The 12,953-nt window shown below is 41.5% G+C and carries 14 protein-coding genes; 6 read left to right on the top strand and 8 right to left on the bottom strand.

Features of this window, described 5'->3' with window-relative positions; all coding sequences use genetic code 11:
* Window positions 1-335: 335 nt before the first annotated feature.
* Window positions 336-896 carry a helix-turn-helix domain-containing protein gene (locus G3569_RS10120; RefSeq protein ID WP_165268732.1) on the bottom strand — a complete coding sequence of 187 codons (561 nt, stop codon included), beginning with the start codon at window positions 894-896 and terminating at the stop codon, window positions 336-338.
* 622 nt (window positions 897-1,518) lie between these two features.
* Here G3569_RS10120 and G3569_RS10125 point away from each other — a divergent pair.
* The 4 genes from G3569_RS10125 to G3569_RS10140 all read left to right on the top strand — a co-directional run bounded on the left by G3569_RS10125 (window position 1,519) and on the right by G3569_RS10140 (window position 7,250).
* On the top strand, window positions 1,519-1,731 hold the full coding sequence (locus tag G3569_RS10125; protein ID WP_165268734.1) for a cold-shock protein: 213 nt from the start codon (window positions 1,519-1,521) through the stop codon (window positions 1,729-1,731).
* A gap of 463 nt (window positions 1,732-2,194) precedes the next feature.
* The gene (locus G3569_RS10130; protein ID WP_165268736.1) at window positions 2,195-3,805 is read left to right on the top strand and encodes an IS1182 family transposase; all 1,611 of its coding nucleotides are present in this window, start codon (window positions 2,195-2,197) and stop codon (window positions 3,803-3,805) included.
* A gap of 474 nt (window positions 3,806-4,279) precedes the next feature.
* On the top strand, window positions 4,280-5,893 hold the full coding sequence (locus tag G3569_RS10135) for an alpha/beta hydrolase (protein ID WP_165268738.1): 1,614 nt from the start codon (window positions 4,280-4,282) through the stop codon (window positions 5,891-5,893).
* A 271-nt stretch (window positions 5,894-6,164) separates the two neighbouring features.
* Window positions 6,165-7,250 (top strand): hypothetical protein, encoded by a 1,086-nt coding sequence (locus G3569_RS10140; protein ID WP_165268740.1) that lies wholly within the window; start codon window positions 6,165-6,167, stop codon window positions 7,248-7,250.
* A gap of 44 nt (window positions 7,251-7,294) precedes the next feature.
* On the opposite strand, the gene G3569_RS10145 is transcribed toward G3569_RS10140, so the two are convergent.
* A complete protein-coding gene (locus G3569_RS10145; protein ID WP_165268742.1) occupies window positions 7,295-7,813 on the bottom strand; it encodes a helix-turn-helix transcriptional regulator in 519 nt (172 codons plus the stop codon).
* Window positions 7,813-8,577: a cytochrome b/b6 domain-containing protein gene (locus G3569_RS10150; RefSeq protein ID WP_165268744.1), complete on the bottom strand. Its 765-nt coding sequence runs from the start codon at window positions 8,575-8,577 to the stop codon at window positions 7,813-7,815. Before G3569_RS10150 ends, G3569_RS10145 begins: the two co-directional genes overlap by 1 nt.
* Before the next feature lie 278 nt (window positions 8,578-8,855).
* Between G3569_RS10150 and G3569_RS10155 the strand changes: the two genes are divergently transcribed.
* Complete coding sequence (locus tag G3569_RS10155) at window positions 8,856-9,749, top strand: hypothetical protein (protein WP_165268746.1); 894 nt, start codon at window positions 8,856-8,858, stop codon at window positions 9,747-9,749.
* A gap of 28 nt (window positions 9,750-9,777) precedes the next feature.
* Here the strand turns inward: G3569_RS10155 and G3569_RS10160 are convergent, their stop codons facing one another.
* From G3569_RS10160 to G3569_RS10175, 4 genes are all read right to left on the bottom strand, one after another.
* Entirely contained in the window at window positions 9,778-10,137 is a 360-nt protein-coding gene (locus tag G3569_RS10160; RefSeq protein WP_165268973.1) for a DsbA family protein, read from the bottom strand.
* Between the two features lie 24 nt (window positions 10,138-10,161).
* A complete protein-coding gene (locus tag G3569_RS10165) occupies window positions 10,162-10,422 on the bottom strand; it encodes a hypothetical protein (RefSeq protein WP_165268748.1) in 261 nt (86 codons plus the stop codon).
* Between the two features lie 3 nt (window positions 10,423-10,425).
* Window positions 10,426-11,505: a BF3164 family lipoprotein gene (locus G3569_RS10170; RefSeq protein ID WP_165268750.1), complete on the bottom strand. Its 1,080-nt coding sequence runs from the start codon at window positions 11,503-11,505 to the stop codon at window positions 10,426-10,428.
* Window positions 11,506-11,737: 232 nt separating this feature from the next.
* Window positions 11,738-11,965, bottom strand: coding sequence for a hypothetical protein (locus tag G3569_RS10175; RefSeq protein WP_165268752.1), 228 nt, complete (start codon window positions 11,963-11,965; stop codon window positions 11,738-11,740).
* Between the two features lie 162 nt (window positions 11,966-12,127).
* Here G3569_RS10175 and G3569_RS10180 point away from each other — a divergent pair, with 162 nt between their 5' ends.
* Window positions 12,128-12,310 carry a hypothetical protein gene (locus tag G3569_RS10180; protein WP_165268754.1) on the top strand — a complete coding sequence of 61 codons (183 nt, stop codon included), beginning with the start codon at window positions 12,128-12,130 and terminating at the stop codon, window positions 12,308-12,310.
* Window positions 12,311-12,482: 172 nt separating this feature from the next.
* On the opposite strand, the gene G3569_RS10185 is transcribed toward G3569_RS10180, so the two are convergent.
* The gene (locus G3569_RS10185) at window positions 12,483-12,908 is read right to left on the bottom strand and encodes an OsmC family protein (protein WP_165268756.1); all 426 of its coding nucleotides are present in this window, start codon (window positions 12,906-12,908) and stop codon (window positions 12,483-12,485) included.
* Window positions 12,909-12,953 lie beyond the last annotated feature (45 nt).

The following is a 12,953-nucleotide window of genomic DNA, read 5'->3' on the forward strand; positions in this document are numbered from 1 at the left end:
ATATATATTTGACTTGGTATTTTCTCACAGCCTCTGGAAGGGGGAATAACCTTGCTGTTTTCCAGCTCCTCAATCGTTTCTTTAACTTAAGATCATATCTAAAAAAAACCATAGCATCATAACTATTATTTGATCCTTTCCCACTTTGAAGGTCGCCGACGCATCAAAGTACAGCCTACGTAGCTGAAATCTACTTCGGCGCAGTAGGCCTTTAGCGACGTTGCGGTGAAAATGAATTCCGGTGTCAGCCGGAAGAAATAGGGGGAGGTTGTAACAACATTCCGACCAATCCTCCTAGCCCACTTTGGAAGGGGAATGTTCTTGCTTTTGATGGATCATAAATCCTCGAGATTCTTTTCCCGCTTCTCTTTCAACTCTTTGAAATAGGTGGGCGTAAGACCGGTTATCTTTTTAAACTGGTTAGACAGATGGGCAACACTGCTGTAGTGTAGCTTATGGGCAATCTCGGTCAGAGTCAGCTCATTATACAACAGCAGTTCTTTCACCTTTTCAATCTTGTGCATAATAATATACTGCTGGATGGTGATCCCCTTCACCTCAGAAAATGTATTGGACAGATAAGTATAGTCATAGCCCAACTCCTCACTGATATAATCAGAATCATTTACTTTTGGGACCTCATCCTCGTAATGGATCATTTCCACAATGACGCTTTTTATCTTTTCAACCAGGATATTTCTCTCGTTATCCAGCAGCTCCAACCCCGATTTCTTCAGGTTTTTCCCAAACGTTTCCAACTGTTTTTCAGTAACGTTATCCTCAATTTTAACCATACCAAGGTCCACAGAAGTATAATTTATGCCGAGCTTTTCTAACTCTTCTTTGACCAACATCTTGCACCGCAGACTCACCATATATTTAATATATAGTTTCATAATGTCCCGTCCTTAAAACCTTGACAAACACAATTGAACGAATCTTTTATGTAAGAAAAGTTTTTCCCATTACTTACATGGCAATCCACCGTAAGGTTTGATTCTTCATATCTTTATATAAAACAACAATGTTATATGATATGATTCCCCGCAGAGATGTAAATATAACCTAATCGTACCATCTCTCTAATGATTTTTTAGTCACCCTCTTTTCTCATACTCATACCCCTATTGGCAATGCCAAAACCCTACCGCTGAGAACAGATCGACTACCACAACCTAGATGAATAATCGAAAATAATACACAAAACGATCTCCAACTTAACTGATCAGCGGGAAGATAAATTTATTCCTCAAACTCCATCAGTAGTTATATGATGCCTGCAGTTCTAGAACACACTTATTGGTCACCTCAATTTCTTGTAAAAAGCAGCATTCAATAACCCTGTACCCATTATTAGCATACCTACCAGGCTAAAATATAAATAGGTAATGCATGTTATTAACACTACCTTGAAGTACTAAATTTAATTACCCACCTGATAAATATACTTTACTGAAAAGACGCGTTACCCAACTCCTTTCACAAGAGAAACTTAAGGGTGCATAAAACACAATACATATGTCACAACAAGGCAAAATAAAATTTTTCGATTCACAAAAAGGATTTGGATTTATCAACCCCGATGACGGCGATAAAGATATTTTCGTTCACAGAAATAACATTGAAAATATTGGCTTTGATCAAGGTTTTGATGATGATGAAGTCGTAGAGTTCGATGTTGAAGAAACTCCCAAAGGCTTAAGTGCAATTAACGTACGAAGCCTGGCTTAAGATATTTTATCTTAGCTAATTTTTATTCTGAGCCCCGGCATTTGTTGGGGCTTTTTTTATTGGGATGTATTTGCCCTCACGATTTGTGAGTCATAGTATACATTTAGCACATTCGAGTGCTTGCTATTTTGTGACCCCATCTTGTTCTTCCCCTGCGGGCAGGGGAAGAGACTTTTTTATTACGTATTCAGCTGGAAATTAAACTGAGAGTCTCTGAAAAGATATACGCATTTAAACCCAGCACATATTGTAGATAAGCGTCCCTCTCCCTGCGAACAGTAGGGAGAGGCCAGGAGTGGGTCAGCATGACGGCAGTGAAGGCTTGGGACTTTCAACGTTTTAGCCTATTTCCCCGTTATTTTCCAACCTCCTCTTGGTCTGAGGCTGTCCAAAAAGTCAGGGGGATAAGCTAATTAATTGGTATTTTAGCTGCGAATTATAATCCACGAATCCTGTTACTGTTATGGCTGATCCTGTTTTTAAACCCTATGCCCCCACCCAAGCCACCTTTCTTCCGCCGAGCCTGGACCAGCTTATCGGAGCGGATCATCAGGTGCGGTTTATTAATCATGTAATCGAACAAATGGATATCACGGAGATTATGGAGACCTACGAAGGGGGTGGGACCAGCAGCTATCATCCGCGGATGTTACTAAAAATTCTCATCTACGGACATGTCCAGCGTATCTACTCTTGCCGCCGGCTAGCCAAGGCCACCCGGGAGAACATCGGGTTTATGTGGCTGTCCGGGGGACAGCGTCCTGATTTCCGCACCATTAATAACTTTCGCAAGCAACGACTGCCCGAGGGCGGGGGTAAAGCAATATTTACGCAGGTCATGTTGGTGCTGGTCGAGCACGGACTGGTGGATTTAACGGAGTACACGGTCGATGGGACTACCCTGGAGGCAAACGCGAGCAAACATAGCGCCGTCTGGGCCAAAAATGCCGAGCGCTATCGCCACAAAGCCGTCGAACGGATAGCGGCTCTTTTTGATGAGATTCAGCGCCTTGCTGATCTCGAGGATGAGCAATACGGAGCTCGGGATTTGGCTGAAACCGGCCAGGAGGCCGATTGGGACAGCGCAGACATCGAAGCGGCGGCCGAGCGGGTCAGCGGGGCTTTGCGAGAACAGGCCAGCCAGCAGTCGGTGGAAGAACAATCCCTCAGCAAAGCCGCTACCCGGCTGCGCTGGATTACCGACCGGGAGCTTCCCAAGCTCAAAAAATATGAACGCCAACAGCAGACCTTAGCAGATCGAAACAGTTACTCAAGGACGGATCCGGATGCCACCTTCATGCGACTAAAAGATCAGTCGCCGTTTGACAAGGTGCTCTCCCCGGCCTATAACCTGCAGATGGGCACCCAAAACCAATTTATTTTAGGGTACAGCCTGCACAGCAATGCCGCCGACAAGGTAAATCTTCGTGCCCACCTGGGGCAGCTGTCCTTTACCCCCGAGTGGCTGTGCGCTGACGCTGGGTACGGGAGTCTGGCAAATTACGAGCTATTAGCACAACGTGATATAGAAGCGGTGGTCAAATTTCCGGGCTACGACCGTAAACCTGCTCCCTACAGCCGCGATAGTTTTGAGCGCGAGGCGGGAACCGATACCTATCGCTGCCCAGAGGGGCGGACCATGCGGTATAAAGAAAGTGCCCCGTATGAGTACGGGCAAGGCCAAACGACTCCCGCGCGCACCTACCAGTGTGAGGATTGCAGGGATTGCCCGGTCAAAGCCGACTGCACCTATGGCAATGGGAACCGGACAATAACCTTCAACAATGCCCTGGAGGCCTTCAAGCGGAATATTCGCCACAAATTAACGAGGAACAGTACCCCAAAAGCATTAATGGGTGGCCGAGGAGCGGAAATAGAAGCCGTCTTTGGGCAATTAAAACATAATGACCGAATGAGGAGGTTGCCAATGAGAGGGAAAAAGATGGCCGAGCTTGAAGTGGGGCTCAAGGCCATTGCTCATAACCTTAGGAAAATGGAAAAGATAGTGAAAACAAGATTTGTGTCAGCAGTAAAAAACAGAATGGGTGTGAATGCCTATGGAATGGCTGCTTAATCCAAAAGGAAAGATAACGTTTACTTTTTGGACAGCCTCGGACAGGGGTGGTTGCCAAACCACTGCTCTATCAACCTCTTTATAATTTATAATGGAGAGAAATTTTCGCTGGCGATTTAAAAAGTGCCACTAAAACACTGGACTCACCAACTGGCTGATCTTCGCGGTTAATATCGTACAAAAATAATATAGGCTATTGGGAGTAAGATAGGCCACCCTTCAGAAATTTTGCATATCATCAAAAGCAGCTCCTTATATACTGGGCAACTGTTGCAAAAGAGTACTTAGAGCAGAAAACACCTATCGGCTTAAAACCGAAAACCAAAAGATAATCATTGCTTGTACGAACTTTGTTTATTAACTATAAAATTAGTTGCATCCGGTAGCTGTTTAACCTGTGGGAGATCAAGAGAATTACAATCCCCTGTATAAGTACTTTTTTATATAGGCCCTATTATTTAAAACCTTACTAACATGACTGAAGAAAGCCTCTCTTTACTGCAATCCTCCGAATCTTGGATAATTTCACTGCGAAATAGCGAACACATTGAATGGAGCGATGACTTCAAGACGGTCCATTTTAACTGGGAAGCGCTGGATGTCCCAGGTAATGCTAATAGAGTTCAAATAATTATCGCTGTTTCTAAACATCATACAGCAAAGAATACAGCTCAGATTAAAAGCATTTTTCGAATTATTGCCGCGAGTTGGCAGATAACCGAAGGAGCAGGAGTTATCGGTGTTGATGAACAGGGAGAAGTAGATCGCATAGGTACTGTAATTGAAAACACGGGCTTACAGAATAACAACCGGGAAACCACCCTTACTATTAAATGGACAGAGGAGGGGATCGGTAACACTGCTACAATTCTGGATGAAGGAATTAATTTTAAAAAATTAACCAAAGCGAAATTAAAAAAACTGGATGTACCGACGGAATCAAATTTCAGTAAGAAAAGAAGATCTTTTTCTAAATCGCCGGTAGAAAAAGTAGTAAAATCGATACCTCCCGAAATGGCTTTTAAGGATATGGATGAATGGGCTGATGAGGATCATAAGGAGGAAACGGCCGATGAAGCCTCTCTGGACGACTCTGGCGGAAAAGTCACGCTGTTTTATGGGACAAACAGAAATAAAACAGGCAGCGATAAATGGAATGATTATTATGGGAATAAGCTTAAAAAGCTAAAGTTCGGATTTTGTGAAGTCAGCATTCCACCAAACCATAAGCTGGGAGAAATTGAACGCCCATTTGGTATCTGGAAACTTACCTTCCCCGAGAAAGAGGATAAACATGTTATTATCCAGCACTTGGAGGAATATAATGAAGATACCTATTATGAGTTGCTGGCAGAGGAGTTTGAACAATTAGACAATAAAACAGGCCTCATTTTTTTACCGGGCTATAACAACACCTTTGCACAGGCAGCAAGAAGGGCCGGGCAGATAGCCTATGATCTTCCTTTCTTTGGGCTGGCAGGATTTTTCAGCTGGCCTTCGGCCGGAAAAACGCCTTTCTATGGTTCTGATATTGAATATGCTGATGCTTCTATCCCCGATTTTGAACGATTTTTGAAAAAATTTGTGTCTCAAACCAATGTTAAACAACTGCATCTCATTGCTCACAGCATGGGAAACCGCATATTAACTACTACCTTGAAAGACCTGAGTGAGGATTCTTCTTTCGCACATCAGCTCAAAAAGTTCCACCAAATAGTTCTCGCCGCGCCGGATATCGACCAAGAGGTGTTTAAAAGAAATATCTTACCGCATTTTAAAAAAGTCGGAAAACGAAGAACCATTTACGCCTCCGACAAAGACAGGGCGTTAGCAGCTGCAGAATGGTTAAGAGGGAAAAGACCTCGGCTGGGTGACGGAGGAAACTCCATATTTGTAACAGAAGAAATAGATACTATTGATGCCTCTAATATTAATGGTCCGGGCTTTCTGGATCATTCCTATTTATTTGAAACAAGGCCATTGCTCACCGATTTAAATAGCTTGATTAATAATGATATTGAGCCCAAGGCAAGAAGTCTAAGAAAAAGAGATAAAAACAACCTGCCGTACTGGTTGTTTCCCAAATAGAATAACCTGAATCATTTTCCGGCTTCTTCTTTAGCTGGTAGCAACAGATCTTCCAGAAAAAGACTTTATAACCACTGTGTCAGTACCCAGTTCCTTTATAAAAGTTATCTGGCACATTGGACTGTACACCTAAGTGGTTGCTGGATTACTAAACCCTTAGATTGAATCGACTGTAAAACCTTGGCAATAATAACACATTAGTAGTAACGGTAATTATATTGCCACCCACTATTTTCACATAAATTATTTTAGTAACTGAAGAAAGAAATTAATGTACCTTAAAGATACAGTAGTATTAGCAGCCACTATTTTTACCTTAGCAATTGCCCTTAATTGCAGTAAGCATTCTAAAAAACGCTCTTCTGGAGTAAAAGTTATTGAACATAAGGTGGTAGAGTTAGATAGTTCTGCTTCGAACCTTTTAGGGACCCTTTATCCAGTCATATCTGCAAGTCCAAATGAAGATTACTTGGCGCTTTCTAATGTGAAAGACCCACTTAGTATAATCAAAGTTGATTATCAGGGAAATCTTATAGATCGATATGGCACGCGAGGCAGAGGACCTACGGAATTACTAAGTGCACGCTTTTTTGGTTTTGACGAAGAAAATAACATCAATATATACGATAAGTCACTTGGTCTGATTAAAGAATTCAACATCAAAACTAATACTGTGGAGAGCTTCACACCTCCAATATCTGAAGAAATAACTATTAGTTCTAATATTCTTGAACAATGTCAATCGCACTGGTTTCTTGGCATTAATAACCTAAAAGAAAGTAACAATGCAATCATCGGTAAGTTTTCAGATGATTTCACGCTAAAAAAATCATTTGGTGAAATTGATCCCTATCTTAAAGAACGCAAAAGTATTTTCATGAATACCCTTTCGTCAGTAAATTGTGAAGAGGAAATGATATTCACCACTCACGCGAAAGTACCCTATATACAAGTTTGGGATTTAAATGACTTCTCAAGAATCAAGAGAATCTCCAGACCCCCACCATCATTTAGACTTTCGGATGAATTTATTGATAAAGTCAAGGATGTACAAAAAGTAAAAGAGTTTACCATCAACGACCAAAGTACAACTGTTTTTCTGGCACAAACTGACGAATATATACTGCTTCCTTTCCGAAATGAAACATCAAAATTTTACAACACTAGAAATTACAATGACAGAAATCATTTCTTAGCTATTTACTCCAAAAACAATTTTCAATTTATTAAAGAAATTCCGTTATCAGGAGCTCCTCTGGGACATACTAAGGGAGGGTATATAATTACGTTAGTAAACGATAATCCAAGTAATTTTAAAATCAGGTTTTTAGAAATAACGAAAGATATTAATAGCTGATCGACCTGGTTGTTTTCCATATAGGATTAATCTGAGTTATTACTTCAGACACCCTCTTTAGTTGGCAGCAACAGGTCTTCCAGAAAAAAGGCGGAGAGCTCGGAGCGTCCCGATAGACCCGACTTTGTGTATATGGCATTGGTTTGGGAGCGCACGGTCTGGACGCTGGTATTCCTGACATTGGCAATCTCTTTATTGCTTAATCCTTTTAATAACAGAAAGGCGATCTCTTTTTCGGCTTCGGTCAATTCCCAACGGTCCAACTGGTTTTCAATTACAACACTGAGCCCCTCTACATATTTTTTTGATACCTGCCTCCACTTTCGGGCCTCTTGCTGGACCTCTTTTGAAAACTGCTGTTCTTCAACCAAAGATTGCTGCAGCTGAAAGCGCCCTCGTACCAGGTAGAAGACTCCAATCAAAGCAATAATACCCACTATGGATTCGATGGATATATGCCAACCGGCTACTCCTTCAAAGTAGTCGTTATAAATATCTATAGACGTTAATACAGCGATGACAAGAAGCACCACTGTAATAATCCAGCGTTCATTTTTATTCATTATAACATTACTTCATAATCCTTATTTTCGTCAGTTGCCTCATCCATTTCATACCCAGAACTGTGTTCATGCTCTTCTTCGCCGAGTACCAACTCTTGTCCAAAAAGGTTCAAAGTTTGGGTAGCCGAGTCGTAACTAGAATATAAGTAACCCATCCATGTTATAGTAAGTATTAAAAACAGAAAACCGGCAAAACGTTTACTACTGTTAATACCCATTTTACCCTCCACTTTCTCTTTTTTCCCGTCTACCATACTAAACCAGAGTGAATCTTTATGTTTGAAATGATGGAATACTATGCCGGCAATATGGAGAATGACGGTAATCAAAAATAGGTTAGCCAGCAGCTCATGTATTTCTTCATAAATCTCACCTTCACCACCGCCGGCCATCATAATTCCGGTAAAAGCCAAACCTGCTGCACAGACAAACATAATAATTGCCGCATAGCTGGAGGCCGGGTTATGGCCCAGATAGCGTTTGGTCTTAGCAACCAGTGCCCCTTTCATATATGCCAGTAGCTTGGCTGGGGCTAAACTGAAAGAAGAAAAACGGGCATAGATAGTTCCAATAAATCCCCATACCAAACGTAGTGTTAAAATAAAAGCAATGGTGAGCCCCGCCAACATATGAATAGAAAAAAGTGAGCTTTCATCACTTACTGTTTTAGCTATTAAAAAGGCTACCAGAAAGAGTCCGGCAAAAATACCGTGGAAAATACGTGTTGGCCAATCATATACTGTAACTTTGTTATTCTTTTTCATAGCGGAGTTCAATAAGTTGAAAGTAACAGCCCCAATATTTTTAAATTCCGCTTGTTGCGCATCCATCAAATGATGTATAAAAGCCCGGATATTCCATAAATAACAACAAAACGGAATATTTCATGAGAATAGCTATTAAATTTTCATACCATACTATCTTATAAAATTTGTTCTATCCCAATAGTTATCAGGATGTAAATACTTGCCCCCTTGTAAGTGTTCATTGCTCTTATTACCCTTTATTTTAAATAATTACATTCAAGAAAACTTCTTTAGAGATGGGCTATAATTTCAAGAAATTGGTTTTTGCCATCCTTGGCGCTTCCAGTGGTTTAGCAGCATTAGCACTATTAATTATTTTTTTAACCGTTGACCTTGATGCCCAGGATCCTGAGGCAGAACCACTTGTTGTTGCACTTGCTATTATTTTCGGAATTGCGAGCCTTATCTTATGGACCGCTAAAAAGCATTACGGCGAAAAAGCTGCATTTTATGAACAAGCCAAGAAAAAGTATCCCGATGACCCTTGGAGACAACGTGAATCTTGGGCAAGCAATGAGATCATCGAGTGGTATCCCTCTCAACAGATCGGACTTTTCTTTGCTTATGCGGTCGTCTTATTTGTTGGCGGGATTATCACTTATTTCAATATTAACGATACATTATTAACCTACTCCACTATTACATGGAAAACGCTTCTTCCCATAGGGGTGCCGCTACTGCTACTCCCGTGGGCAGCTAAAAGAGGCTTTTTACTACTAAAGAGAGGGCCTTTCAAAGTGCAGTTGGCTGATATGCCATCTACTGTAGGCGAACCAATATCGGGGACTATCACCCTGAATGATGGCGGTGTACGTCTGCCCGAGAAGCTAACGGTGCAACTATTATGTCGTAAAGTCCGCACCCATCACAACAGCTCCAGCAATGATAAAGTAACGAACCGCGCCGAAGAAGATGCCCTCTGGTCAGAAAAGACAAAGCTCCCAATTTCACAACCCGATGCCGATCGAAACGTCACTATTTCCTTTCGTTTTACTCCGCCTGATGACCTCCCACCTGCAGATGTACAATCAAGCTCTACCCCGCGTATTGCATGGATGCTACGGCTACGTGATATCTATAATAAACGCATGTATGATTACGCGGTAGAACTACCCGTTTTTGAGGAATAGCCTGATAGTGGACTGTATTCAAACAGCGCTACTTATGTAATTCTTGTTGAACAATCGTTTCCAGTTGCTGGTAACTAAGGGCTCCTAAAAAGCCCTTTCCATTGATTATAATGTAAGGCACCCCGCGAAATCCCAATTTGCTGGAACTACGTTCATCTTTTTTCACCTCTTCCTCTGTTGCCCTGTCTTCAATACAGCTTAGATATTCAGTATTATCTATTCGGTCGGTACTTTCTGCCAATCCCTTCCAATCAACCTCTCGGCTTTCCTCCCCAAATAGCTTGCGATGTATAGTATCAAACCCTTTTTGACGCCCGGCGCAGTGTGCCGCAATGGCTGAAAAATAGTTATAACCGAATTCGCCTAAATGAACGGGCTTGTAGTATATGGATACTTCTTGGGGAAAGGTTGTTCACAGCTTTGACAGTGAATGGTCCAACACCCGGCAATAGCCACATCCATAACTGTAATACTCAATTATTATCACTTGAGACTGCCCGTTGCCATGCAATGGAGAATAGGAGGTACGCAATGTATCCCAATTGTGGACTTTGTCATGTGCAGGAATAGCTACCTCACTGTTAAAAAAATTTGGGGTGGTTAGCCCAACAACGACTATAGCCAATGCTACCAACCCATAAGTGAGCCAGTCTACTTTTTCTTTTTGAGCCATGTTTTATTTCGCTGATAAACTTTTCGGCAAGCTATACTGTATGATATCAACACCTTCTGCTGTTTTTTCAAGACATAATAAATTTTCTCCCCCCGCGGTTGCCGTACAATCAGTAACTTCTCTATCCAGATGGATTTTTGTGTCTCGGTTACCATTCCAATCAAAAACATGAATAGTATCACTGCTATCAGTTCGTTTATGACTCCGCTTTCGCCCGGAGTATAATGCGTATATATGATCAGCGGTGGTGCTAACATCAATATATGCCAGCCTTGTATCTCCATCTTGAGCCATGCTGGTCCCCTGGGATGTTTGGCAAACAGAAAACAGTGGTGGGAAGAAATCACCCGAAGGCCTCACAGTTGCATTTTTCTTACCTGAGACTGAATAAATATCCAACTTATTGGTATAAAAATAAGCGAAAGCCACTTTAGTACCATCCCCATTTGTTGTTGGCAAAACAGTATATGCATGCTGTATAACACTTAACGGGGTATCGCTCTCTTCATATTCAAACTCATCAGACTTTGCAGCAACACTACCCGTGCTGTCAATTGTTATAAATCGATGTCCCTTTTTGAAAATGCCGGTAGTTATAAACTCTCTTTTTTGGGGCCACCCCGTAATTCGCAGAGGAAGGCCTGCATCTGCACTCAACATTTGCGTATATGAAGGGGAATAACTTGAACTATTGGCAACAGCATCCAAATCGTAACAAGTAACGCGCCTCAACTGGATATCATATATACAAAACTGCTGGGACCCATCCTTTACAGCAAACAGGTTCCATATACTTAAATACTCATTGGGGCCTTTCCCCTGCTTTCCGAATGCTTTAACAAGCTGCTTAGATTCCGGGTCATATATCCGGACCTTTTTATCAGCTACCTTATCAACAATAACAACATAGTCACCAACTGAAAGAATCTTTGCCGGATTATATAATGGGTCCTCTCCCTGCTCCCATACCTCAGAAGTTGTTATATCAATTTCTGAAAAATCCTGGGCAAAAAGGGTAGATACAGGGATCATTAGAAGAACTACCAGACTTACATACGATACTACCGATTTGACGTTTTTCATTTCTTGTACTTTACTTTTTGATGAATGATGAACCCCATCTCCCTATTGAAGATGAGAAAAGATGTATATTGGCTACCGAAGATGATGGACCAATAATATACAGATGGCATGACCACTATTACTTATAAGGATGCTGCCAAATAAGCGGCCGATTGGATATACTATTCCGGTTGCAGGTGTAGAAGATAGTCTTAATATATTGCTCTGTCAGCTAACCTTTTTCTTAGAGGTATTATCTTATCTCTTTTGCACCACAGCCGGTGCCAGGCTTGTTCATATAAGATTCTGTTATGGTATGGTCGCCAATAACACATATGCCACTACCTGCACAACAAACTCCCATCGAAGCTTCAGCATCATTGAATACAGAAATGTTGCTGTCCCAAACAGTCAATAAAATTGGAGCCGCCGCTAATATTATTGCCAAGCAGAAGATGCGAACAATTCGTTTTATTTTCATAATAGCCCTTGATCGTATTATTTGGAATTACACTCTGTTATTTTTTATCGGTAACCGATTGCGCCCCACCTAACAAAAGCATAAACACGCCTTTGCACATTAATTATTTAATCATAGAATCTCAAAAAATTAATGGATTGAACACAGCAAATAAATTACTTAATGATAAAATCCACGGCAGGAAAACATCTGATGATGCCTGTACCCGTGACCCGTGGTTTACTTTCGCTATTTATCATTCAGAATGCCTTTCATGCCCGTGAGGAACGAGCATATGAACGGATAGCCACCCGTTTTATGCGGAACTGTAAAAGTAACTTCAACAGTCTCATCACTGGCAGCTAATCCTGTATAGGCGATAGGTTGAATGTCGGCGCTGTGTTGGGCTTCGTCCTTATTTTCAGAACTGCAAACTGTCACCCACAGGCCGTAACAAACAACAATACAAGAAGAAATATATACATTAAATACCGCACATATTATGATGAGATATAGTTGATTATAATTCAGTGAAAAATTATACCAATGTTGCATTAAGAGTGATATCAGTTCCGGCTAATGCTTTCGATACTGGGCACCCTTCTTTTGCCCCCTCGGCAAATTGTTGAAACGTATCGTTATCAATATTAGGGATATTCGCTTCTGCAATTAGCTTAATACCTGTTATAGCCGGGCCACCGTCGGTAACTTCAAAAGTGACCTCTGCCCGAGCTTCAACCGACTGTGGGTCGTGCCCCGCCTCGGCCAACTCATTCGATAGAGCCATAGCATAACATCCGGCATGGGCGGCCCCAATTAATTCTTCCGGATTTGTGCTTTCCCCATTCTCAAACCGAGAGGCAAACGTGTACTTCCCTTCATAGGAACCACTATCAAATTTCATAGTCCCATTTCCATTTTTTAGATCGCCATTCCATGTTGCATTTGCATTACTTGTAGGCATAATATTATCTGACTTTAATTATTATTTATATGATTAAGATTATAT

This window comes from Fodinibius halophilus, from assembly GCF_011059105.1.
GTDB classification, from domain to species: Bacteria; Bacteroidota; Rhodothermia; order Balneolales; family Balneolaceae; genus Fodinibius; species Fodinibius halophilus.

What these genes read in the sequence shown, in the direction of transcription:
- G3569_RS10135 (WP_165268738.1), top strand. Translation starts at nt 4,280, where the DNA reads ATGACTGAAGAAAGCCTCTCTTTACTGCAATCCTCCGAATCTTGGATA.
- G3569_RS10170 (WP_165268750.1), bottom strand. Translation starts at nt 11,505, where the DNA reads ATGAAAAACGTCAAATCGGTAGTATCGTATGTAAGTCTGGTAGTTCTT.
- G3569_RS10130 (WP_165268736.1), top strand. Translation starts at nt 2,195, where the DNA reads ATGGCTGATCCTGTTTTTAAACCCTATGCCCCCACCCAAGCCACCTTT.
- G3569_RS10180 (WP_165268754.1), top strand. Translation starts at nt 12,128, where the DNA reads ATGATAAAATCCACGGCAGGAAAACATCTGATGATGCCTGTACCCGTG.
- G3569_RS10175 (WP_165268752.1), bottom strand. Translation starts at nt 11,965, where the DNA reads ATGAAAATAAAACGAATTGTTCGCATCTTCTGCTTGGCAATAATATTA.
- G3569_RS10165 (WP_165268748.1), bottom strand. Translation starts at nt 10,422, where the DNA reads ATGGCTCAAAAAGAAAAAGTAGACTGGCTCACTTATGGGTTGGTAGCA.
- G3569_RS10155 (WP_165268746.1), top strand. Translation starts at nt 8,856, where the DNA reads ATGGGCTATAATTTCAAGAAATTGGTTTTTGCCATCCTTGGCGCTTCC.
- G3569_RS10140 (WP_165268740.1), top strand. Translation starts at nt 6,165, where the DNA reads ATGTACCTTAAAGATACAGTAGTATTAGCAGCCACTATTTTTACCTTA.
- G3569_RS10185 (WP_165268756.1), bottom strand. Translation starts at nt 12,908, where the DNA reads ATGCCTACAAGTAATGCAAATGCAACATGGAATGGCGATCTAAAAAAT.
- G3569_RS10120 (WP_165268732.1), bottom strand. Translation starts at nt 896, where the DNA reads ATGAAACTATATATTAAATATATGGTGAGTCTGCGGTGCAAGATGTTG.
- G3569_RS10145 (WP_165268742.1), bottom strand. Translation starts at nt 7,813, where the DNA reads ATGAATAAAAATGAACGCTGGATTATTACAGTGGTGCTTCTTGTCATC.
- G3569_RS10125 (WP_165268734.1), top strand. Translation starts at nt 1,519, where the DNA reads ATGTCACAACAAGGCAAAATAAAATTTTTCGATTCACAAAAAGGATTT.
- G3569_RS10150 (WP_165268744.1), bottom strand. Translation starts at nt 8,577, where the DNA reads ATGAAAAAGAATAACAAAGTTACAGTATATGATTGGCCAACACGTATT.